20 protein-coding genes are annotated in these 21,865 nt (G+C 44.9%); 6 read left to right on the forward strand and 14 right to left on the reverse strand.

The genetic code is table 11. The features are described 5' to 3' along the window. Positions 1-235: 235 nt before the first annotated feature. Both CVU71_04180 and CVU71_04185 read left to right on the forward strand, forming a co-directional pair. On the forward strand, positions 236-1,498 hold the full coding sequence (locus CVU71_04180; GenBank protein PKN20981.1) for a histidine--tRNA ligase: 1,263 nt from the start codon (positions 236-238) through the stop codon (positions 1,496-1,498). Between the two features lie 5 nt (positions 1,499-1,503). After that, positions 1,504-3,276 carry an aspartate--tRNA ligase gene (locus CVU71_04185; protein ID PKN20982.1) on the forward strand — a complete coding sequence of 591 codons (1,773 nt, stop codon included), beginning with the start codon at positions 1,504-1,506 and terminating at the stop codon, positions 3,274-3,276. 18 nt (positions 3,277-3,294) lie between these two features. Here CVU71_04185 and CVU71_04190 read toward each other — a convergent pair whose 3' ends face one another. The 3 genes from CVU71_04190 to CVU71_04200 all read right to left on the reverse strand — a co-directional run bounded on the left by CVU71_04190 (position 3,295) and on the right by CVU71_04200 (position 6,880). Further along, complete coding sequence (locus tag CVU71_04190) at positions 3,295-5,262, reverse strand: ATP-dependent DNA helicase (GenBank protein PKN20983.1); 1,968 nt, start codon at positions 5,260-5,262, stop codon at positions 3,295-3,297. Positions 5,263-5,277: 15 nt separating this feature from the next. Then, positions 5,278-5,925 carry an adenylate kinase gene (locus CVU71_04195; protein ID PKN20984.1) on the reverse strand — a complete coding sequence of 216 codons (648 nt, stop codon included), beginning with the start codon at positions 5,923-5,925 and terminating at the stop codon, positions 5,278-5,280. A gap of 97 nt (positions 5,926-6,022) precedes the next feature. Then, positions 6,023-6,880 carry a glutamine cyclotransferase gene (locus CVU71_04200; protein ID PKN20985.1) on the reverse strand — a complete coding sequence of 286 codons (858 nt, stop codon included), beginning with the start codon at positions 6,878-6,880 and terminating at the stop codon, positions 6,023-6,025. A 105-nt stretch (positions 6,881-6,985) separates the two neighbouring features. Here CVU71_04200 and CVU71_04205 point away from each other — a divergent pair, with 105 nt between their 5' ends. The 4 genes from CVU71_04205 to CVU71_04220 all read left to right on the forward strand — a co-directional run bounded on the left by CVU71_04205 (position 6,986) and on the right by CVU71_04220 (position 10,385). Beyond that, positions 6,986-7,684 carry a Crp/Fnr family transcriptional regulator gene (locus CVU71_04205; protein ID PKN20986.1) on the forward strand — a complete coding sequence of 233 codons (699 nt, stop codon included), beginning with the start codon at positions 6,986-6,988 and terminating at the stop codon, positions 7,682-7,684. Between the two features lie 152 nt (positions 7,685-7,836). Next, entirely contained in the window at positions 7,837-8,109 is a 273-nt protein-coding gene (locus CVU71_04210) for a hypothetical protein (GenBank protein ID PKN20987.1), read from the forward strand. Between the two features lie 10 nt (positions 8,110-8,119). After that, positions 8,120-9,457, forward strand: a complete 1,338-nt coding sequence (locus tag CVU71_04215) for a hypothetical protein (protein ID PKN20988.1) — start codon at positions 8,120-8,122, stop codon at positions 9,455-9,457. 22 nt (positions 9,458-9,479) lie between these two features. After that, positions 9,480-10,385, forward strand: a complete 906-nt coding sequence (locus tag CVU71_04220; protein ID PKN20989.1) for a hypothetical protein — start codon at positions 9,480-9,482, stop codon at positions 10,383-10,385. A 26-nt stretch (positions 10,386-10,411) separates the two neighbouring features. On the opposite strand, the gene tsaB is transcribed toward CVU71_04220, so the two are convergent. The 11 genes from tsaB to CVU71_04275 all read right to left on the reverse strand — a co-directional run bounded on the left by tsaB (position 10,412) and on the right by CVU71_04275 (position 21,705). Beyond that, positions 10,412-11,104, reverse strand: coding sequence for a tRNA (adenosine(37)-N6)-threonylcarbamoyltransferase complex dimerization subunit type 1 TsaB (tsaB, locus tag CVU71_04225; GenBank protein PKN20990.1), 693 nt, complete (start codon positions 11,102-11,104; stop codon positions 10,412-10,414). A gap of 1 nt (position 11,105) precedes the next feature. Continuing rightward, positions 11,106-12,197 carry an RIP metalloprotease RseP gene (locus tag CVU71_04230; protein ID PKN20991.1) on the reverse strand — a complete coding sequence of 364 codons (1,092 nt, stop codon included), beginning with the start codon at positions 12,195-12,197 and terminating at the stop codon, positions 11,106-11,108. A gap of 4 nt (positions 12,198-12,201) precedes the next feature. Then, complete coding sequence (locus CVU71_04235; GenBank protein PKN20992.1) at positions 12,202-13,368, reverse strand: 1-deoxy-D-xylulose-5-phosphate reductoisomerase; 1,167 nt, start codon at positions 13,366-13,368, stop codon at positions 12,202-12,204. Then, complete coding sequence (locus tag CVU71_04240; GenBank protein PKN20993.1) at positions 13,368-14,189, reverse strand: hypothetical protein; 822 nt, start codon at positions 14,187-14,189, stop codon at positions 13,368-13,370. The genes CVU71_04235 and CVU71_04240 overlap by 1 nt, the downstream gene beginning before the upstream one ends. A 22-nt stretch (positions 14,190-14,211) precedes the next feature. Then, complete coding sequence (locus CVU71_04245) at positions 14,212-14,949, reverse strand: hypothetical protein (protein ID PKN20994.1); 738 nt, start codon at positions 14,947-14,949, stop codon at positions 14,212-14,214. 74 nt (positions 14,950-15,023) lie between these two features. Continuing rightward, positions 15,024-15,581, reverse strand: a complete 558-nt coding sequence (locus tag CVU71_04250; protein PKN20995.1) for a ribosome recycling factor — start codon at positions 15,579-15,581, stop codon at positions 15,024-15,026. Between the two features lie 2 nt (positions 15,582-15,583). Further along, complete coding sequence (locus CVU71_04255; protein ID PKN20996.1) at positions 15,584-16,309, reverse strand: UMP kinase; 726 nt, start codon at positions 16,307-16,309, stop codon at positions 15,584-15,586. Beyond that, positions 16,309-16,914 carry an elongation factor Ts gene (gene tsf, locus CVU71_04260; GenBank protein PKN20997.1) on the reverse strand — a complete coding sequence of 202 codons (606 nt, stop codon included), beginning with the start codon at positions 16,912-16,914 and terminating at the stop codon, positions 16,309-16,311. Before tsf ends, CVU71_04255 begins: the two co-directional genes overlap by 1 nt. 59 nt (positions 16,915-16,973) lie before the next feature. Beyond that, on the reverse strand, positions 16,974-17,783 hold the full coding sequence (rpsB, locus tag CVU71_04265) for a 30S ribosomal protein S2 (protein PKN20998.1): 810 nt from the start codon (positions 17,781-17,783) through the stop codon (positions 16,974-16,976). A gap of 181 nt (positions 17,784-17,964) precedes the next feature. Then, positions 17,965-19,164 (reverse strand): ornithine acetyltransferase, encoded by a 1,200-nt coding sequence (locus CVU71_04270; protein ID PKN20999.1) that lies wholly within the window; start codon positions 19,162-19,164, stop codon positions 17,965-17,967. A gap of 21 nt (positions 19,165-19,185) precedes the next feature. Then, positions 19,186-21,705 carry a preprotein translocase subunit SecA gene (locus CVU71_04275; protein PKN21000.1) on the reverse strand — a complete coding sequence of 840 codons (2,520 nt, stop codon included), beginning with the start codon at positions 21,703-21,705 and terminating at the stop codon, positions 19,186-19,188. Positions 21,706-21,865: the final 160 nt, after the last annotated feature.

The raw sequence follows: 21,865 nt of genomic DNA on the forward strand, positions 1-21,865 counted from the left end.
CTCACCTTTCAATGCCCGTCAGAAAACTGATAAATGATACATGCCTGTCAATATGCATAATCCGGTTAGACGCCGTTAAGAAATAATCTTTTTATCCAGTTATTATTGAACAGCGGCTTGGTCTGAAAATTTACCCTGTATCGGCAATGCGGATATCATCCTGACATTTATAATATTTGATTGCGAACGTACAGGCGATATGCTAGAAAATACCGCTTTATATTAGGATATAACTATGGAAAAAATTACAGCGATCAAGGGCATTAAAGATATTCTCCCCAAGGATTCACCCATCTGGCATCAGGTTGAATTAACGGCCCGCAAAGTTTTTGAATGCTTCGGCTTTTGCGAAATTCGTGTGCCGATTATGGAAAAAACATCGTTATTCCAGCGCAGTATCGGCGAGACCACCGATATTGTCGAAAAGGAAATGTACACTTTCCGCGACCGGGACGACGAACTTTTGACCCTGCGCCCGGAAGCCACGGCGTCCGTCATCCGCGCTTACATTGAACATAACCTCCTGGGGTCCGATCCAATTACCAAGCTGTATACCATGGGTCCGATGTTTCGCCGCGAACGCCCGCAAAAAGGCCGTTTCCGGCAGTTTCATCAGATTGACGTGGAATTATTTGGAGATGATCAACCGGCATCCGATGCGGAAGTTATTTTCATGCTGATGCATTTTCTGCAGACAGCTGGTGTCGAAAAGTTATCGCTGGAAATTAACTCACTGGGCTGCAAGGCCTGTCGGCCGGTCTTTTCCCAGTCTGTGGTTGATTTTCTGAAAGGATCGGAGAATGATCTCTGCCCTGATTGTCAGAGGCGTATTTATACAAACCCGTTGCGCGTATTTGATTGTAAAGTGGAAACCTGTGGTTCGGTCATTGCCGGTGCTCCCCGTATCCTGGATTTTCTGTGTACGGAATGCTCGGATCATTTTTCGGCAGTTAAAAGTTATCTCGATGAACTGAAACTGACCTATGAAATCAATCCACGAATGGTGCGCGGCCTGGATTATTATACAAAAACAGCCTTTGAAGTGAAATCCGGCGCATTGGGCGCGCAGAATTCTCTGGCGGGCGGCGGTCGTTATGACGGCCTGGTCAGTTTTCTGGGTGGACCCGAAGTTCCGGGAATCGGCTTCGGAATCGGCATGGAGCGTCTCATCGCCTGCCTGCCGCCGGATGATAAAAAACCGTACCAAACCGATATATACATTGCCGCTTTAGGCGCGCGCGCGCAAAAAATTGCATTCGGTTTGACGCAGGAATTACGTCGCACCGGGATCTGCGCGGCAATGGATTATTCCGATAAAAGTTTGAAGAGCCAGATGAAGCGATCCGATAAATTAAACAGCGCCTACACATTGATTTTCGGAGATAAGGAAATTGATGAAAACCGCGCCGAGTTAAGAAACATGACTACCAAAAATCAACAAAGCCTGCCCCTGGACCAACTCCTTGCGGCAGTGACGAATATTATTAAAGAGAGGTAAACTTTGTGAGCCAATTTATTTCGAAAGACAAAAGGACGCATTATTGCGGAAAGGTCAGTTTAGCCGATGACGGCAAAGAAGTGATTCTTATGGGCTGGACTCAACGAAGGCGTGATCATGGCGGCGTTATTTTCGTCGATCTGCGAGATCGCGAAGGGATCGTCCAGATTGTCTTCAATCCGGAAGCAGGCGAAACCGTCCACGGCGAAGCGCATAAAATCCGCAGCGAGTATGTTCTGGCGGTCAAAGGCAAGGTGCGAAAACGTCCGGAAGGCATGGATAATCCCGCACTGGCCACAGGCAAGATTGAAGTGATTATTTCCGAGCTGGAAATATTAAACGAATCCAAGACACCGCCTTTCTCTTTCGATGAAGATGATACGTCCGAAAACGTCCGGCTCAAATACCGCTATCTGGATTTACGCCGTCCTGCGATTCAAAAAAATCTGTTCCTGCGCAGTAAGCTGGCCATTGCCACCCGGCAATACTTTAACGATAATGGATTTATCGAAGTCGAAACACCGTTCCTGGGCAAAAGCACCCCGGAAGGCGCACGCGACTATCTGGTGCCCAGCCGTGTCAACAAGGGAACCTTTTATGCCCTGCCGCAATCGCCGCAAATCTTCAAGCAGCTGTTGATGGTCTCCGGGTTTGACCGTTATTTTCAAATTGCCAAATGTTTCCGCGACGAAGACCTGCGCGCCGACCGCCAGCCGGAATTCACGCAGATCGACGTGGAGATGTCATTTATCTCCGAAGAAGACATTATGCAGATGATGGAAGGCCTGATGAAAGCCATCTTCAAGGCCTGCCTGGACAAAGATCTGACGCTTCCCCTGCCCAGAATAACTTACGCCGACGCCATCAGCCGTTACGGCAAAGACAACCCCGACGTACGTTTTGGAATGGAAATTGTGGACCTCACGTCTATCGTGAAAAATGCCGGCTTTAAGCTGTTTACGGAAGTTGCGGCAACCGGCGGCGTTATTAAGGCCATTAAAGCCGAGAAAGCATCCACGCTTTCGCGCAAAGACCTCGACGGGCTTACGGAGTTTGTCGCCATTTACGGCGCAAAGGGGCTGGCCTGGGCTAAAGTCAATGCCGCCGACTGGACATCGCCCATCTTTAAATTCCTGAAGCCTGAAGAAGTGGCGGCCATTGCCAAAGCCATGGATGCCAAAGAAGGAGACATCATCTTTTTTGTCGCAGACTCACCGAAAGTCGTTAATGATTCTTTAGGCAATCTCCGTCTGAATCTGGGCAAGAAACTGAACTTGATTGATCCCGATGCCCTGGCCTTCACCTGGATCACGGAATTTCCGTTGATGGAATACTCGGAGACGGAAAAACGATTCATGTCCACGCATCATCCTTTCACGTCACCGTTCATTGAAGATATACCGCTCATGACCACCGATCCGGGAAAAGTAAGGGCAAAAGCCTATGATCTGGTGCTCAACGGCTCGGAAATCGGCGGCGGCAGCATCCGTATCCATCGCAAGGACGTGCAGTCGCAGGTCTTCAGCGCGCTGGGGTTAAGTGAAGATGATGCAAGAATGAAATTCGGGTTTCTGCTGGATGCTCTTGAGTTCGGCGCGCCGCCTCACGGAGGACTCGCCTTCGGCCTGGACCGGCTCACCATGATCATGACCAAAGCGGAATCAATTCGCGACGTGATCGCCTTCCCGAAAACACAAAAGGCAGCGGATTTGATGTCCGACGCCCCTTCCAAGGTCAGCATTGAACAGTTGATGGAACTTTCATTGAAGATTGTCTAAGTTTCCACAGAAAGTATTTTAATAATCATCGAACAGCGTCCATTGCTCAAACGGGCGCTGTTCGTCTTTTAACGACAGTGGCGCAATTTCGCTGATAAACCGCGACGGACTGAGCGTCAGCGTGCCTGCTGACCGGGTATAGTCCAGAACGGGAGAAGAAAGGTAGAGCTGATCCTTTGCCCTGGTCACGGCCACATAAAAAAGCCTTCTTTCCTCTTCTTCTCCACCCGGCTCCTTGAGCGCCCGCTGCAGGGGTATCATGCCGTCAGCGCACCAGATCAAAAAGACATAAGACCATTCCAGACCTTTGGCCTGGTGGATCGTGCTTAAGATAACCTTGTCTTCCTGACGTTCTTCTATTTCTTCTTCCTTGGACATGTTGGTGAGTAGCGCCAGTTCGTTCAAAAAGTCATCCATCCTTTCAAACTTGGCCGCAAAATTTCCCAGTTGGATTAAGTCTTCTTCCCGCGCTGACGCATCGGAATAATTATCCTGCAGATACGTCCGGTAGTCGCCTTTGTTCAGGAGCAGATCAATGATTTTTTCAGGCACTCGATCGGGAACATCCAGCGATAACAGTACCAGCAGAGTGTCCCGGCACAGCCCGACACCGTTTTGCGCCGGCTTGGGCGCGGATTTCAAAAACGCATCGGTCAAAAAGGTTTCCAGGGGATTATCCTGTTTATTAAGCCGGCTCCATATTTTTTCAAAGGTGACCTTGCCTATTTTGGGATACATCATCAAAAGCCTTCGCCAGGCCAGTTCATCATGCGGGTTAACCAATACCCGCATATAGGATGTCACATCCTTGATATGCGCCTGCTCAAAAAAGCGGATGCCGGAACGGATGTCGAAAGGAATATCCCGCCGCACAAATTCCATCTGCACTTCCATCGAATGATAATGAGCGCGATAGAGCACGGCTATCTCGCAAAACGGCACGCCGCTGCGGGTGAGCTCCGTAATCCTTTGCGCGACGAAATCCGCCTGTTTTAAAACGTTTTGCGCGGAAACCATGACCGGCCTCATTCCTTTGCTGCGAACGGCTTTCAGGGCTTTGGGAAACTGGTTTTCATTGTTATTGATACTCAGATTGGCCAGATGCAGGATCTCCGGCGTACTGCGGTAGTTGGTCTCCAGCTTGAATATTTTACAGTCGGGATAACGCTCGGGAAACTGAATGATGTTCTCGAAATTCGCACCGCGAAAAGAATAAATGCTTTGTGAGTCGTCTCCCACCACCATCAGGTTGCGGTGGCCGGAAGCCAGCAGATCGACCATATCCGCCTGAATAATGTTGGTGTCCTGATATTCATCCACCAGCACATATTGAAATCGCTGGGAAAGCGTCTGTAGAATATCGGGGTGCTCCCGAAGCAATCGGCGGCAGTTGACTAGCAGATCATCAAAATCCATCACCGATAAATCTTTCTTCTTCTGCTCATAGAGGCAGGCAATCTGATGAATGTCCGGACTTAAATGCAAAAAGAAAGGATAGCGTGAGGCAATCACCTCTTCCAGCGTTGCTTCGGTGTTCAGCGCCAGACTGATCATCTCCGCAATAATATTATTCTTGGGGAATTTGGTCAGTTTGGTGTCGATCTTTAATTCAGCCATCGCCGATCCGATAATCTGGCGGGCATCTTCACTATCCACGATGGAGAAACTATTGTTGTAACCGAGACGAAAAGCGTAACTTCTGAGGAACCGATGGGCAATGGAATGAAACGTGCCGCCCATAATTTTTCCGGTGTAACAGTGGACAAGACTCTCCACCCGGTTGAGCATGGCATGGGCGGCTTTATTGGTAAAAGTCGCAAGCAGAATGCTTTCCGGCCGCACGCCGGATTCCAGAAGATGCGCCACCCGGTAGGTCAGTGTCCTCGTCTTTCCGCTTCCTGCCCCGGCAAGGACAAGCAGCGGCCCGCCTTGTTCTGTGACAACGCGGTACTGTTCGGGGTTCAGCTCTTTTTCATAGTCAATCATTTAATGCCTGATGATTCAGACTTTCAGGGATTTTTTAATTTCCGCAATTGTGTCGGAGGCAATAAGCGACAGAAAATTTTTCAGCAAACCTTCTTTTTCATAATATCCGATAAGCGGCGCCGTCTTCTGATTATATATCTCCAGACGATTGGTTATGGCCTCCTCCGTTTCATCGGCTCGCTGAATGGTCTGGTGATTACACAGCTTGCAGGCGCCGTCTTCTTGCGGCGGATTGTTTCTGATATTGTAAATCGCCTGACAGGCCGGATTGCAGCAGGTTCTGCGCGTGGTCAGCCGCTCCAGAATAACATCGCGCGGCACTTCCAGATTGGCGACAAAATCCATCTTGATATTGAGTTTGGCCAGCAATTTCTTCAGTTCTTCCGCCTGTGGAATCGTCCGCGGAAAACCATCCAGAATAAATCCCTTCCGGCAATCCGGTTCCTGCAGCCTTGCTTCCATAATGTCCATAATCAGAGAATCAGGCACGAGATCTCCCCGATCCATGTATTCTTTTGCTTTCTTCCCAAGGGCATTCCCTTCCTTGACGGCAGATCGCAAAATGTCGCCGGTGGATATCTGTACGGATCCGTCAAATTCTTCAAGCAACTTGGCTATCGTGCCCTTGCCGGCTCCCGGTGCGCCTAATAATATTATTCTCATTTTTTCCCTCGCAAAGCTGAATATCGAATGTTGTAAGCTGCGGCGCTTATAATGCAAAATAGATATACGGTCAAGTTAATTAAGGTTTTTGAAATACTTACCTCGATAACTTAATTTCAAATACTTTAGGCCAGTATTTCCCCGTTACAAAAATACGGTCTTCTTTTGCGTCATACGCAATACCGTTGATTACATCGACCCGGGCATTCATGGGAAGGTAAGAACGGAGGGCCGATAAATCAATCCAGCCGTTTACCCTGCCGTTTTTCGGTGAAATCCGGACTATCAAATCTTCCATATATATGTTGGCCCAGATTTCGCCTTTGATAAACTCCAATTCATTGAGTTTGCCCACCTCGGCATTACCGTCACGGACCTGGATTTTCCGAACCACTTTAAACGAATCCGGATCATGAAACGTGATGTTCGATGAACCATTGCTCATCAGCAAATATTTGCCGTCGGAGGTTAATCCCCAACCTTCTCCGTGATATTTTATTTTTCTGATTTCCCGGAAAGACCTTGCATCATAAATCAAAACGGTTTCATTCTGCCATGTCAGTTGATAAATTTTATTTTTGAATAAAACAATCCCCTCGCAAAAATACTCGGGAGGAATTCTGATCTCCTGCAATATTTTCCCGGTTATCACCTCTTTCCGGACAAGCGTTGATTTGTCGTTAAGTCCGGTTGATTCATAAAAATATCCCTGATAAAAAAACAATCCCTGCGTGAAGGCGCCGGTATCGTGGGGATATGCGTTCTTAACTTCGACAGATGCAATCGGAACTCTGGTTTTCAATACGGTTGAAAGTTGCATCGATTGCGACAGATTGTTTCCGGCAAAAACCGGGCATGACGGAAATACAGATAGTGCAATGAAAAAAGCGATGACTGTCCACCTGAATATCTCTCTATCTTTACCGGACCTTTCACGCCATTCTTTTCGGATCATACAATTGTTTACCTTAGTGCTGTTTGTCTTTATCGTCCTATACAATAAATATATTTGATAATAAAGGATTTGCTATCCAGGACCATTTCTTGTAAAAATGCAGTTATGAAGTTCAGTTCTGAAGATTTTTTTAAAATTTGCAATGGCATTCCTTTTCTGGCCTGCCTGTCACATAAGGAACTGTCTGAAATTGAATCTGTCGTTATCGTTAAGAAATTTCTTAAAAATCAAGTTATTTTGCTGGAAGAAGATGAACCCTCTTATTTTTATTTTATTATTTCCGGCAAAGTCAAAGTCATCCGATATAATGAAGCGGGTAAAGAGTTAATGCTGGCCATCCATAAAAGATACGATTACTTCGGCGAGATGGCCATATTGGACGGCAAAACGGCTCCGGCAACCATTATTGCGATGGATAGCTGCACAATCGGCTTTATCACCAGAAGCAATTTCATCAAACTCATTATGAGCAATGAAAAATGCCTTCAGAAACTCATTGATCTCCTTTGCTCCCGCCTTCGGGAAGCATGGACCATGTTGAACGTCTTTGGTTTTGCAGATGCCGGCGACAAAGTTCGCGCGGCTTTAAAAATATTCAGTCAAAAATTTGGAACCGTCGGAAAAAACGGTACAATGATCAATATCAAGCTCACCCATAAAGATCTGGCTAACTTCGCGGCAGTTTCCAGAGAAACAGCCAGCCGGATCATCAGTACCATGATGAAAAACGGCGAAATTGAACTGATTGACCACAAATATTTCATTTTAAAACAATCATTTTTCAATAAAGAATCGCTTTTGTGATCTGTATCACAGATTCCATTTCCATTTTCCCGATAATATATTCACCAATAAAATTAGTCTAAATGGCAAAGGTTAATCCTTTGGATACGGGTTATTATCGTTTTCCGTCTGAATCGTTTAAGCGTTTATCTTAACAGAAAAGGAGTAAAATTATGGAAAGCTTATTTCAAGGTACGATGTCGATACCTCTTTATCAAATCGTGTCTTTACTGATTATCATGACTGTTACGGCACTTTTCGGTTTTTTAAAGATGGGTTTGTTTTTAAGCTATATTTTTGTTTTTTATTGGGGTAATATGCTAAATATACGCTCGATATTTGGAAGCACCGATCCGAACGACACTATTTTATCTTTTGCCTTCGTTGGATTCGGATTAATCATCTTCCTGCTGGCAATGTTGGGATTCGTATTAAACAAAGAATAACGTGAAACATATGTATTGCGAATACTGGAATTTACATAAGGCACCTTTTGATAATGTACCTGATCCTTCCATGTACGCTGATTGTCACGTATCCATGAAGAAAGTCATTTCCGAAACAATTTCAGCAGTTAAAGGCGCTAATGAGGCTTTTGCGGTAATTATCGGCGCAGCGGGTTCAGGGAAAACTCTATCGCTGAGAATGATCATCGACTCCCTCGAACCGGAAAAATACAAAAGTGTAACCATTAAAAATCCGGGAATTGCGTTTGCCGAGCTCCTGAAAGAAATTATTGGTCAGATAACCGATAAAACCTGCGAAGAAAACGAAAAAACCGTCTTACTGGAAATTTTTAATCATCTTTTATTCACCGCTCATGATCACGGGCAAAAAATTGTGATTTTTATTGATGAGGCAAATGCCCTATCGCAGGCAAATCTGGAAAACCTTCGTCTTTTAACAAACATACAGGATGATCAAAGGAATCTCTTCACAATTGTCCTGGCCGGTCAAATGGATTTGGCCGAACGGCTGGAACATCCCAAACGCATTAACCTTTTTCAACGTATAAGCACTTACGGCCGGATTGATAAGCTTCCATCGGAAGAAGCCGTTAAAGCGTACATTACAACAAGGCTCAAACTTGCCGGTGCACAAAACGACATTTTCACTGATGATTCTATCCCTGTTATATGGGAACAATCGGAACATGGCGTTCCGCGTCTTGTCAATAAGATATGTAAATTGTCCTTGAAAGCCGCCGAAGATTATGGATTTGATTATATTACATCTAATACCGTAACACTAATCTCAGAAAGATTGCATAAGCTCGGTGAAACGGCTATCCAGCAGCGCAAACCCCGCATCCGGCCGCTTAATGCCGAAGATTCGTTCATTGTGGCGGCTGAAAATGAACCGGAAGAAGCCGTTATTACCGAAGTGGCTGCTGATAAAGACATACAAAATGAGACTGCAAAATCAGCCGTTCAAGCAACTTCTGAACTGAAACAGAAAGAAATCTCTTCTGTGCCTGAGATTCCGATTTCCTCAATTCCTGTAATAGAATCTCCACAGGAAGATTCTTCATTTAAAGATGAAAAACATCTGAGAACTGAAAATGAAAATTATGACGAAGTCATGATTGGCGAGTATAAAATACAACTGGCAATACCCAAAGATATTTTAAGACAGGTAAAATTATTTAATCGTGCGAGCGCCAATAAGTCGGCAGGATTCTGGGCAGCTAAAATAATAAAAAATAATCCACAGTTGACCAGCTCACCACTTGCCGATCCTGTGTATATCTGGAATGAGATCAAAGATAACATATTAAAGAAAATCGCCGTCTAGAATAAAAACCCGATGGAGTGGCATGAATCAATCAGATAGAGATTTTATTGAAAAAAAAAGACCTAAAAAGCAGCGCGATGTTCATATCAAGGATTATGAACTTGTCATATTACATTACCAAAACCTGATTAAAAAAGGCAAGAACGCAACAGATGCCTATGTAAATATGGGGTTCATTTATCTGGATAAGGAGGATTATGAAGAAGCCTTAAAATGCTTCCTTAAAATACTTGAACTGGAACCTCAAAACCCGGAAGCATTCAATAACGTCGGTTATGTCTATGAAAAAATGAATATGTTCGATTTCGCGAAACAATCCTATGAAAAAGCGTTAGGATTAAATACTCAGGATCCGGAAGCAGTTATTAATATCGGTCATATTCTGGAACTGCAGGGAAACTACAAGGAAGCAGTTGAGCAATATTTAAAAGCGATTGAAATGAATCGGCAAAATGATTCCGCCCGCTTTTGTCTGGCCGTTTTATACGACCACCAGGATATGCATGAGGAAGCGATTGATCAATATTCAGAAATTATTCGACTTAACCCCGGACATCTCAAGGCCATGTATAATATGGGTAGACTCTACTTTCAGCTGGGAAACTATTCTGCCGCTTTAAAGCAATTTCAAAATGTTCTGAAGCTGGATCATGACAACGCCGATGTCTGGAACAGCGTGGGCTTGATTCATGAGGCAAACAATGATTACCCGGCTGCAATAGACTCCTATCGTAAATCTCTTGCCCTGAACCCTTTTCATGAAGATACAAACTTCAATCTGGCCAATCTGCAATATCTGACCTATCAGGACTCACCCAATCAGGTAAAGATTGCCGATATCATGCGCAGGTTGCAGTTTGTACTTTCACTGAATCCCCGCAATCAAAAAGTGGATAAGCTTTTGTCCAAAATTCAAAAGAAGATTTAATCGATAAGCGTTTATCAAGGATTGCTTCAAGGAAGCATTTGCTTTTTCGGCAGCGCATCGGCTGAACGTAAATAAACAGGAGCACATCCTGCCAAATCAAGCAAATCATTGCGGCGGTATTTTTCAATCGCCAGAGTTCCCACAGCTGAAGCACATACAAATTGCTGTTCCGCGGGGGCTAGTTTATTTTTGTTGGCTGAAAGGGAACCAACCACGCCGGCATATTTAATCGCACCGTCGCCCACATAGATCACCTGCTCTTCATAGGGATCAAGAATGCTTTGTGGATCAAGAGCTCTTGCTGCTTCCAGCTGATTCAAAATACCGTCCTGACCATACTGGTAGTATGCAAGATAAACCTGTCCGCGACCCGCATCCATCATCGAACCGATTATTTTTTCTTTTTCGTCCACATTGAGCGCCAGTGCGGCAAGGGTTGAAACACCCGCCGCCGGTTTGCCTGTTGCCATCATCAAAGCCTTGAGGGTACTGACGCCAATGCGCAAGCCGGTAAACGACCCCGGCCCCAATGTGCAGGCAAATAAATCAATTTCAGGCAACTTAATACCCGTCAGCCGGCAGGCCTCGTCGATGGACGGAAGAAGCACTTCTGAGTGGTTCAGTCCTTTATTGATAAGTGTATCATATAAAACTGTTTCATCCCGCAGCAGGGATACCGAGGCTGTTTTTGAAGAAGTATCGAAAGCTAATGTCAACATATTACTTAAATAATTTCAAAACATCGTTGATCGGTTTAATATTGAGCCGTTCAATATCAATCATGATGACAAAAAGCATCAGCATCAGCAAAGCGACAAAACCGATTTGTTGAGATATTTCTTTAACCTTCAGAGGAATTTCTCTGCGCGTGACCATCTCGATGAGATAAAAGAATATATGTCCTCCATCCAGAACAGGAATAGGAAATAAATTGATGACGCCCAAATTAATTGAAAGAATCGCCATAAAAAGAATAAACGGGATGATGCCTTCCTTAACCTGATTCCCCGCCACCTGAGCTATGAAAATAGGTCCGCCGAGCGTCCGGGGCGAAATAACCCCTTCAATCATTTTTACAACGGAAATAACCGTCAGCTTGCTTATTTCCCACGTCTTGCTGCATGAAGAAACGATGGCCATCAAAGGATTTTTCCTTTCAATGACCGTCTTGCCCGCCGGCGAAACACCAATCAGGTAGGTTGATTCTTCCTCGCCGAAAATATTCTTTGCTTTGGATAATTTCGGTTTTACGGTCACCGTCTTCTCCTCATTGCCGCGCGCCACAACTATCCGAACATCCTTACCCTTAGAGTCTGTTATGATTGGTTTTATTTCATCCCAATACGTTATCTTCTTGCCATCCATCATTATAATTTTATCACCGGTTGCAATGCCTGCCTGCTCAGCAGCGGATTCCGGCGACATCTGGCCGATGACGGGGAGGAGATTGGGCAGTCCATACATGTAAACAATAAAGAAAATGACAATGGCAAGCAGGAAGTTAAAAACAGGCCCTGCCAGCACAATGAGTAAGCGCTTCCAGGTCGGTTGTTTAAAAAAAGATCTTTCTTCATCTTCCGGTGATAATTCTTCCGTGCCGGACTCACCCAGCAATTTGACAAATCCGCCCAGGGGAATCCAGGACAGGACATACTCTGTTTCACCGATTTTTTTCCCGACAATTTTGGGCCCGAATCCCAGAGAGAATTTTAAAACCCCCACTCCACCAATGCGTGCAGCCAGAAAATGACCGAATTCATGAACAAAAATCAGAATACCCAGTAAAACGATAAATGAAATTAAGGTAACCAAACTATTATCCTTTCTTTAACTTTTTAATAACGTTTTGGGTCTGTATTCTGGCCTCGCGATCAACTCCCAGAATGTCTTCCAGACATGGATTGTTCATTGCCTGATGCTTATTCAACACTTTTTCTATTACTTTCGGCAGATCATTAAAGCAAATTTTATTTTCAAGAAACGCGGCAACAGCAACTTCATTGGCGGCGTTTAAAACCACAGGCGCAGTTCCCCCCGAACGCCCCGCTTCATAAGCCAGCCCAAGACAGGGAAACTTTTTCATATCCGGCTGATGAAACTCTAATGGGCCTGTTTTCGCCAGATTTAATATCGGCAGGTCATTGGTCAAACGATCCGGATAACCTAAAGCATAAGCAATCGGTATTCTCATGTCGGCAATGCCCAGTTGCGCTAAAACTGATCCATCAAGAAGTTCAATCAGCGAATGCACCACACTTTGCGGATGAATTAAAACATCAATATGAGCAATGTCCACATTAAACAACCATTTTGCTTCAATAACTTCCAGTCCTTTATTCATCATGGAGGCTGAATCAATCGTGATTTTGCGACCCATTTTCCAGCGCGGATGTTTAAGCGCCTGCTGAAGTGTCACTTTCTTCAGATCATCCTTCGATAAACCGAAAAAAGGACCGCCGGAAGCCGTGAGAATAATCTTTTTTAAATTTTGCGGCATCTGTCCTGCCAAACATTGAAATATCGCACTGTGCTCACTATCCACGGGAAGAATGTTGATCTTTTTTTGTCTGGCTTTCTTCGTAACAACAGCCCCTGCCACCACCATAGTTTCTTTGTTGGCCAGGGCAATGTCTTTCCCCGCTTCTATCGCCGCCAGTGTAGGCTTCAGCCCCGCCGCACCGGAAATGGCTGAAATTACGATATCGGAAGACGGATAAGAAGCAATTTCTTCAGCACCTGTTTCATCATAGAGAACTGAAATATTATTCTTCGGTCCCAGGATTTCGCACAATCGCCGGGCATCGGGTTTGGATTGAACCGCAACCATTTTGGGATGAAATTTTAAAATCTGTCGGGCCAGAAGCCGGACGTTCCGTCCAGCGGCAAGCGCCACAACCTTAAATTTTTCAGGGTTCTCAGCAATAACATCCAGTGTACTGACGCCGATGGAACCTGTTGATCCTAATAATGTTATCTTTTTCATCAGCCAATCACAAAAATGCGGTAATAATAGACAAAGGGAGCCAAAAACATCAGACTGTCCAGTCGGTCCATGAGCCCCCCGTGCCCGGGTAACAACGAACTGGCGTCCTTTCTGCCGTAATTTCTTTTGATGGCGGATTCGCAAAGGTCTCCCAGCTGCCCGATAATACTGCCCACAAAACCGAGAATCACGAAATGGACCGGAGAGATTTCTCGAAATAAAAAATAACCGAATAGAGTAGCAGCTATGGTGCCGCCTATCATAAGTCCTATGGTACCTTCAATGGTCTTACCGGGACTGACCAGTGGAATCAGCTTCCTTTTACCCAACGATTTGCCCACGTACATCGCTACAGTATCGCCGACAATTCCAATCACCAGAACCAGCAAAATCCAATATATGCCGCTATTGTTGTCCAGTTTGCGAAGTAAAATAAAGTGCGATGTCAGTAACGGAATATAGAGCATTCCGAAAATCACTTTAGCCACGGAGGATACATCAAAGCTGGTTTCGTCGACCTTCCACAGAAAGACAATAAAAACGACCAGAACTGCAAAGACCAGCAGGGCAACCAGCAATTGAGCATTGCCGATGAACATAAATCCCGGAATGAGAATGGCGAAGATCAGACTTTCAATTTTTTCCTTCAGAAAACCGGAACCGAAGACAATGCCGTTATATTCCCAGACGGCGACGATAATAAGCAGAGTAACCACAGCAGTCAATAATTCTAAAGGGCCTAAAAAGATGATCAGGAGTATTGCCACCGCTAAAACAATGCCAGTCAGCCATCTTTGCAGATTAGAGTTTTTTATTGCCATCTTCTACCCTTTTTGTGAAAAACTATTTGTTGCTGATTTGCTCACTTGTTAATCCGAAACGCCTCTCGCGGCGCTGGTAAACAGCAATCGCCTTCAACAAATCCTCCTTCTTAAAATCAGGCCATAAGACATCCGTAAAATAAAGTTCAGTATATGCCAGCTGCCAGAGAAGAAAATTACTGATGCGATACTCGCCGCTGGTTCGAATTAGCAGATCGGGATCCGGAATGTTATGGGTGTATAAATAACGTCCCATCATATCCTTATCGATATCTTCGATCTTAAGCTTTCCATCCCGGCTGTCTGCTATCATTTTTTGTGCTGCAATAACAATCTCATCACGGCCGCCGTAGCTTAATGCCAGATTCAATACCATATTCCGGTTTTGTCCGGTAAGCTTTTTCACTTCCAGAAGTTTTTCTCTCACAGGAGGATAGAGCCGGTCAATATCTCCGATGGTCGTAAGCCTGATTTCCTGTTTTTGAAGGGTTGGTGCTTCCTTGTCCAAATAGTCTGCAAGCAATAACATCAGGGCGTTAACTTCCTCGCTGGGCCTGCCCCAGTTTTCAGAGGAGAACGCAAATAATGTCAGGTATTGAATTCCCAATTCGCGACATGCCGTTACTGTGGCCCTGACAGCCTGGGCCCCTTTTTTATGGCCTCGAATCCGCCCCATGGCATGCTGTTTTGCCCATCGCCCATTGCCGTCCATAATAATGGCTATGTGCCGGGGCAAGTGGTTTTGATCAATCTTAAACATTATGATTCAATAGATCCTCAAAAACAAATGGGGAGCTTTTGACTCCCCATTGAAAATATTTTCTGCGCTTGCGCTTAAATCTCCATAATTTCTTTTTCTTTTGCCGACAGAATCTTATCTGTTTTTTCGATATAACGGTCCGTTAATTTCTGAACTTCATCCTGAGCACCGTGCAGTTCATCCTCAGACATTTTATTATTCTTCTTTAAATCTTTTAACGCTTCATTGGCATCGCGACGTTCGTTGCGCAGCTTAACCTTGCCTTCTTCAGCCATTTTTTTAACAACCTTCACCAGCTCTTTGCGCCGCTCTTCCGTTAATTGAGGAATGGACAGGCGAATCACCTTGCCGTCAGTGGAAGGCATTAAACCTAAATCAGACTTCTGAATCGCTTTTTCAATTGCGCCGATGGCCGTTGCATCCCAGGGCGCAATCACGATGAGGCGGCTTTCCGGAACAGAAAGAGTGGCTACCTGAGCCATCGGGGTTGGTGTTCCATAATAATCAACCTTGATACCATCCAGCAGTGAAACAGATGCCCGACCGGTTCTTACTCTGCTGAATGATTTCTCCAGAGAAGATATCGTTTTTTCCATCTCATCTTTTAACTTTGAAAAAATCTGCTCTTTCATCATCATTCTCCTACGTAAGTTCCAATTTTTTTGCCACAAATAGCGCCCCGGATGTTTCCCTTCTTCTGCAAATTAAAAACGATTATGGGTAATGAGTTATCTTTGCATAAGGTAATCGCTGTTGAATCCATTACTTTAAGATTTTTTGTTAATACATCGATATAACTTATCTTTTTAAACATAACAGCAGACTTATTCTTCACCGGATCCGCATCATAAACACCATCAACCTTTGTAGCTTTCATGATGACGTCCGCACGAATTTCCATTGCTCTCAATGATGCGGCTGTATCCGTGGAAAAATAGGGATTTCCCGTTCCGCCGGCGAATATGACAATCCTACCCTTTTCCAGATGGCGAACTGCTTTGCGCTGAATATAAGGTTCCGCAATTTCTCTCATTTCAATGGAAGATTGAACACGCGTCGGCAGACCGCGCATCTCCAAAGCGCTTTGGAGAGCGAGACTGTTGATGACGGTTGCCAGCATCCCCATGTAATCGGCGGTAGTTCTGTCCATACCCTTGGCGCTGGCTTCGATGCCCCGAAAAATATTTCCGCCTCCGATGACAATGCCGATCTGGATTTTCAAATCAGCCAGAGACTTTATTTCAGCGGCAATATAATTCGCCACATCCGGATCGACACCGGTGGATTGCTTGCCTAACAGGGCTTCCCCGCTGAGCTTCAAAAGAATTCTTTTATAAGCGGCTTTCTTTTTTTCGCTCATTATTGCTTAGTTTCCTCGCCAAGCTGGAAACGGGCGAAACGGCGAATAACGATGTTTTCACCTGTCTTAGCAATCATATTGCTGATCAGTGTTCCGACCGTGATGTCTTGATTTTTGACAAATTTCTGTTCGGTCAGGCAAACGTCTTCATAATATTTTTTAAGTTTTCCCTCGATTATTTTATCCCAAATCTTTTCCGGCTTCTTTTCTTCGCGTAACTGACTGCGATAAATTTCTTTCTCGCGGTTGAGAATGTCCTCGGCAATTTCTTCCGGACGCACACAAAGTGGATTCGATGCGGCGACATGCATGGCAATATCTCTGGCCATGGCCTGAAAATCATCGGTTTTGGCCACAAAATCCGTTTCACAATTGATTTCCACCATCACACCGATTTTACCACCCATGTGAATATATGAAGCTACGGTTCCATCTTTGGCCGCTTTGGATGACCGTTTGGTTGCAGCAGAAAGTCCCTTTTTTCTTAAAAAATCAATCGCTTTTTCAAAATCGCCATCCACCGCCGCAAGCGCTTCTTTGCAATCCATCATGCCGGCGCCGGTTTTCGTTCTTAATTCTTTTACCATCGTTGAAGTGATTTCCAATTTCTTATCCTCCTAGAATTCTATTCCTAAAACACCATTGTACGCGTTTTGCGCGCTCATTATTTCTCTGTTGGGGCAGAACCATTTTCCATCTCGACGCTTTCGGGAATATCCGCTTCGGCGTCTTTATTGATGACAACAGCTGCTCCCGCTTCCTTGTTGGATTCAGCAGCCAGTTTCTCTTCGAATCGTTTTTTGCCTTCTAAAACAGCATCCGCAAATTTCGAGGCAAACAATTTTATAGCCCGAATGGCATCGTCATTTCCCGGAATGATATAGTCGATATCCGTCGGATCGCAGTTGGTATCAACAATGGCGACCAGAGGAACTCTCAATTTTTTCGCTTCTTTGACGGTGATGTGTTCCCGGTTGGGATCGACAATGAAAACAGCCGCCGGATGGGATTTCATGTTTTTAATGCCGCCTAAAACATTTTCCAGTTTATCCATCTCTTTTTGCAGTTTGGTAATTTCTTTTTTGGGAAACGCCTTAATGGAATCGTCATTGAACATCTTGTTCAAGCTGTTTAAACGATCAACACTCTTTTTAACGGTGACGAAATTGGTTAACATGCCACCCAGCCAACGCTGATTGACATAAGGCATGCCGCAGCGCGACGCCTCTTCACGGATTGCTTCCTGCGACTGTTTCTTGGTTCCGACAAAAAGAATTTCTTTCCCCTGACTGACCGTATCTACCACAAAATTATAGGCCGACTGGAACATACCGACGGTTTGCTGAAGATCAATAATGTAGATGTTGTTGCGCGCCCCGAAGATGTAGGGCTTCATTTTAGGGTTCCATTTGTTGGTTTGATGTCCGAAATGAACACCGGCTTCGAGTAACAGTTTCATTGAAATTGCTGACATATTTTCTTCTCCTTTGTTTTTTTCCGCCACCCCCGTCAACTTGTGCGGCACACTTAATTTCTAAGCAACATGCCGTCAATCAGAGGATGTGTGAAATTTTGCGGCAATTACCACAAATAATCGAATTGTTCAAGCTCAAATAACATTTTTAGCAATAAAATTAATATATTTATTCATTTTCTCAGGTTGAGTAATCCGCGTTGATTTTGACATAATCGTATGAAAGATCCGATGCATAAACGCAATAGGACTTATCACCGCCCCCCAAACCGACGCGGATCTCAATTTTGTCGCCTTGAAAGACTTCTTTCAATTTGGCAAGAGGGATGTTGGCAGGTGTATCTTGTGAGAATACAGTCATGTTCCCGATCGATAAACTGATTTTTTCTTTTTCCAGCGGTATTCCCGAAGATCCAACGGCGGCAATAATTCTGCCCCAATTGGGATCTTCACCAAAAAAAGCGGTTTTAACTAGATTGGAATTGGCAACCGAATACGCAACCCGTCTCGCATCGGATTTAGATTTGGCACCATCAACCAGAATCGTTATAAATTTTGTCGCACCTTCGCCATCTTTCACTACGGCCTGCGACAGTTCCGCCAGGACATCCGTCAGCATCTCCCGGAATCTTTGAAGCCTGGCCTGAGCCCGCTCCAGCGGGTTGTTTCCCGCCAGACCATTGGCCAGAATAATGGCCGTATCATTGGTGCTCATACAACCATCCACGCTGATGGCGTTAAAGGTGGAATCAATCACCTGATGAAATACTGTATTGAGCGCTTTAGCGTCAATCAACGCGTCGGTCATCACGTAAGTCAACAGCGTTGCCATGTTCGGTTCAATCATACCGGCGCCTTTGGCAATCCCGCAGATCGTAATATCTTTTGCGCCGACAATACCTTTGCGAATAGCTATTTTGGGATACTTATCCGTTGTCATCATGGCGGCTTCGGCATCTTCAATACCAAATTCATTGAGTCCCTTGACCAGTTTACCGATACCTGTTTCGATTTTTTTAACGGGAAGCCTTTTACCGATTACACCCGTTGAACAAACCAGCAGATGCTCTTCGGATATCTTTAATTGCCTGGCCGCTGCTGAAGAAACGGCCAGCGCGTCCGCCATCCCTTCTTTTCCGGTAGCTGCGTTGGCACAGCCGCTGTTCGTAATGATCGCCTGCGCGATTCCTCTTTTGACCCTTTCAGTATCAATTAACACCGGAGCGGCTTTGAAGGTATTTTTTGTAAACAGCGCGGCAACCTTTGCCGGAACTGTGGAATAGATCAGCCCCAGATCCTTTTGGTCGCCGCCCTTAATGCCGACAGAAACTCCGTTTGCTAAAAAACCGGGAACACTTATTTTACTCGTCGATTTCGCCATTCCTGCTACTCCTCTTAAAGGCTAAGCACCGCAACATTTTTTATATTTTTTACCGCTGCCGCAAGGACAAGGATCGTTCCGGCCAACCTTTTCATTCTCACGCTTGATGGTTTGATTTGCCGGCGTGTCTTCGCCGCGGCTCATAATGTAATCCTGTTTCTGCTTCTGTCTTATTTCTTCGACTTCTTCCTCCCTTTGAATTCTAACGATACAAAGTTTTTCCAGAGTATCCATTTTAATACGGCTGATCATTTCCATGAACATGGCATATCCTTCGCGCTGATACTCTCTTACCGGGTCCTTTTGACCGTAACCGCGCAATCCGATGCCTTCCCTTAAATGATCCATGGACAGCAAATGTTCTTTCCAATGGGTGTCAATAGCCTGCAACATGATAACTTTCATGAGATAGGGCATGAGTTCCGGACCGAATTCTTTTTCTCGGTCCCGCAAATATTTTTGAACATTCCGGATAATGAAGTCGCGGACAGCATCCACGGAAGTCATCTCTTTTGCATTGACGATGTCTAATCGTAAGTTGAATTGTTTAAATATCGCATCTTCAAGAGGCTTGAGATCCCAATCCTGGGGATGGCTTTTTTCACCGATAAATTCATTTAATAAATCGCCGGTTATTTCTTCAACCATCTCTTCAACATCTGACCATAAGTTATCGCCACGTAACACTTTTTTACGCTGTTCATAGATGACTTTTCTCTGGTTATTCATCACGTCATCATAGTCGAGCAGATGTTTACGAATATCGAAGTTCTGGCCCTCCACCCTTTTCTGAGCGTTTTCAATCGCTTTGGAGATGTATTTATGTTCAATAGGCTGTCCTTCTTCAAGACCGACCGTATCCATCACCGAGGATATTCTTTCAGCTCCGAAGACCCGCAGCAAATCGTCTTCCAGGGAAAGATAGAAACGCGAAGAGCCGTTATCCCCCTGACGGCCTGCTCTCCCTCTCAGCTGGTTGTCAATCCGGCGGCTTTCGTGCCTTTCTGTTCCCAGAATATGCAGCCCGCCCAGTTCGGCGACATTTTCACCAAGCTTGATATCCGTGCCGCGGCCGGCCATGTTTGTAGAAATTGTAACCTGTCCCGGCTGCCCAGCCTGGGCAACGATTTCCGCTTCTCTTTCATGATTCTTAGCATTCAGCACATGATGCTTCACTCCAGCGCGGGTAAGATGCTTACCCAGAAGCTCAGACTTCTCAATGGAAATGGTGCCAATCAGCACGGGTCGTTTGGCTTTGTGCAATGCCTTCACTTCTTCAATGACGGCTGCGATTTTTTCCTGTTCCGTTTTATAAATTAAGTCATTATGATCCTGGCGGATCATCGGCATGTTGGTCGGCATAACCAGAACGTCCAGATTATAAATTTTCTTGAATTCAGCGGCTTCCGTATCGGCCGTACCGGTCATTCCCGCCAGTTTTTTATACATCCTGAAATAATTCTGGAATGTAATGGACGCCATGGTCTGATTTTCTTTTTCAATCTTAACCTTTTCTTTTGCTTCCAGCGCCTGATGCAGGCCGTCACTGTATCGCCTGCCCGGCATGACTCGTCCGGTAAACTCATCGACGATAATCACTTCACCATCTTTGACCAGATAATCCACGTCGCGTCTGAATAATGTGTGAGCCCGCAGAGCCTGATTTACATGATGCACAATTTCAATATTGCGCGGCTCGTACAAATTCTGAACATTTAAATATTTTTCAACGTTAGACACGCCTTCTTCAGTTAAAACAACTGTTTTGCTCTTCTCTTCAATCGTATAATCCACATCTTTCTTTAAGCGCGGAATGATCTGATTGATCTTATAATATTTTTCCGTCGATTCTTCCGATGCACCGGAAATAATAAGCGGCGTTCGGGCTTCATCAATTAAGATACTATCGACTTCATCGACGATCGCGAAATTGAATTCCCGCTGAACATATTCTTCGAGGCTGAATTTCATGTTATCGCGAAGATAATCAAACCCAAACTCGTTGTTGGTGCCGTAAGTAATATCCTTCCCATAGGCATTGCGGCGTTCGTCGTCGTCCATGCCGTGTATAATAACGCCCACGGTCAATCCGAGGAAATGATAAATAGGACTCATCCATTCCGCGTCGCGGCGGGCCAGATAATCATTAACTGTTACGACATGGCATCCTTTGCCTTCCAGAGCATTCAGATACAGCGGCATCGTTGCGGCCAGCGTTTTGCCTTCCCCTGTTTTCATTTCCGCAATTTTGCCTTCATGCAAAGCAATTCCGCCGATAACCTGCACATCAAAAGGCCGCATCATCAGCGTTCTGCGCGACGCTTCTCTGGCTACCGCAAACGCTTCCGTCAGGATATCGTCAAGCGTTAATCCGTTTTTAAGCTTTTCCCTGAAATAGAGTGTCTTGTTCTTTAATTCGGCGTCACTAAGTGACATCAGTTCGGTTTCAAAACCGTTAACTTCGTTCAGCAGTATGGATAATCGTTTTAATTCACGATCATTTTTTGTTCCCACTATCTTTTTGAGAATTGCATCCAGCATCTTTCACCTTCAAAAAAAAACCGGTTTTTACCGGCGGATTTTAACACATTTAATCATTTAAAAAAAACAACAATCTATTGGGGAAATAATTTACCCGGATATTTAAACGCTTCAGTTACCCGCCCGGGACCGACGTTTAAGAATATTAATGCAGATCCGT

It is taken from the genome of Deltaproteobacteria bacterium HGW-Deltaproteobacteria-6 (assembly GCA_002840435.1).
Taxonomy (GTDB): Bacteria; Desulfobacterota; Syntrophia; order Syntrophales; family Smithellaceae; genus UBA8904.

Coding starts and splice junctions, on each gene's coding strand:
- CVU71_04180 (PKN20981.1), top strand. CDS start 236: ATGGAAAAAATTACAGCGATCAAGGGCATTAAAGATATTCTCCCCAAG.
- CVU71_04190 (PKN20983.1), bottom strand. CDS start 5,262: ATGATTGACTATGAAAAAGAGCTGAACCCCGAACAGTACCGCGTTGTC.
- CVU71_04195 (PKN20984.1), bottom strand. CDS start 5,925: ATGAGAATAATATTATTAGGCGCACCGGGAGCCGGCAAGGGCACGATA.
- CVU71_04200 (PKN20985.1), bottom strand. CDS start 6,880: ATGATCCGAAAAGAATGGCGTGAAAGGTCCGGTAAAGATAGAGAGATA.
- CVU71_04205 (PKN20986.1), top strand. CDS start 6,986: ATGAAGTTCAGTTCTGAAGATTTTTTTAAAATTTGCAATGGCATTCCT.
- CVU71_04210 (PKN20987.1), top strand. CDS start 7,837: ATGGAAAGCTTATTTCAAGGTACGATGTCGATACCTCTTTATCAAATC.
- CVU71_04215 (PKN20988.1), top strand. CDS start 8,120: ATGTATTGCGAATACTGGAATTTACATAAGGCACCTTTTGATAATGTA.
- CVU71_04220 (PKN20989.1), top strand. CDS start 9,480: ATGAATCAATCAGATAGAGATTTTATTGAAAAAAAAAGACCTAAAAAG.
- tsaB (PKN20990.1), bottom strand. CDS start 11,104: ATGTTGACATTAGCTTTCGATACTTCTTCAAAAACAGCCTCGGTATCC.
- CVU71_04235 (PKN20992.1), bottom strand. CDS start 13,368: ATGAAAAAGATAACATTATTAGGATCAACAGGTTCCATCGGCGTCAGT.
- CVU71_04240 (PKN20993.1), bottom strand. CDS start 14,189: ATGGCAATAAAAAACTCTAATCTGCAAAGATGGCTGACTGGCATTGTT.
- CVU71_04245 (PKN20994.1), bottom strand. CDS start 14,949: ATGTTTAAGATTGATCAAAACCACTTGCCCCGGCACATAGCCATTATT.
- CVU71_04250 (PKN20995.1), bottom strand. CDS start 15,581: ATGAAAGAGCAGATTTTTTCAAAGTTAAAAGATGAGATGGAAAAAACG.
- CVU71_04255 (PKN20996.1), bottom strand. CDS start 16,309: ATGAGCGAAAAAAAGAAAGCCGCTTATAAAAGAATTCTTTTGAAGCTC.
- rpsB (PKN20998.1), bottom strand. CDS start 17,783: ATGTCAGCAATTTCAATGAAACTGTTACTCGAAGCCGGTGTTCATTTC.
- CVU71_04270 (PKN20999.1), bottom strand. CDS start 19,164: ATGGCGAAATCGACGAGTAAAATAAGTGTTCCCGGTTTTTTAGCAAAC.
- CVU71_04275 (PKN21000.1), bottom strand. CDS start 21,705: ATGCTGGATGCAATTCTCAAAAAGATAGTGGGAACAAAAAATGATCGT.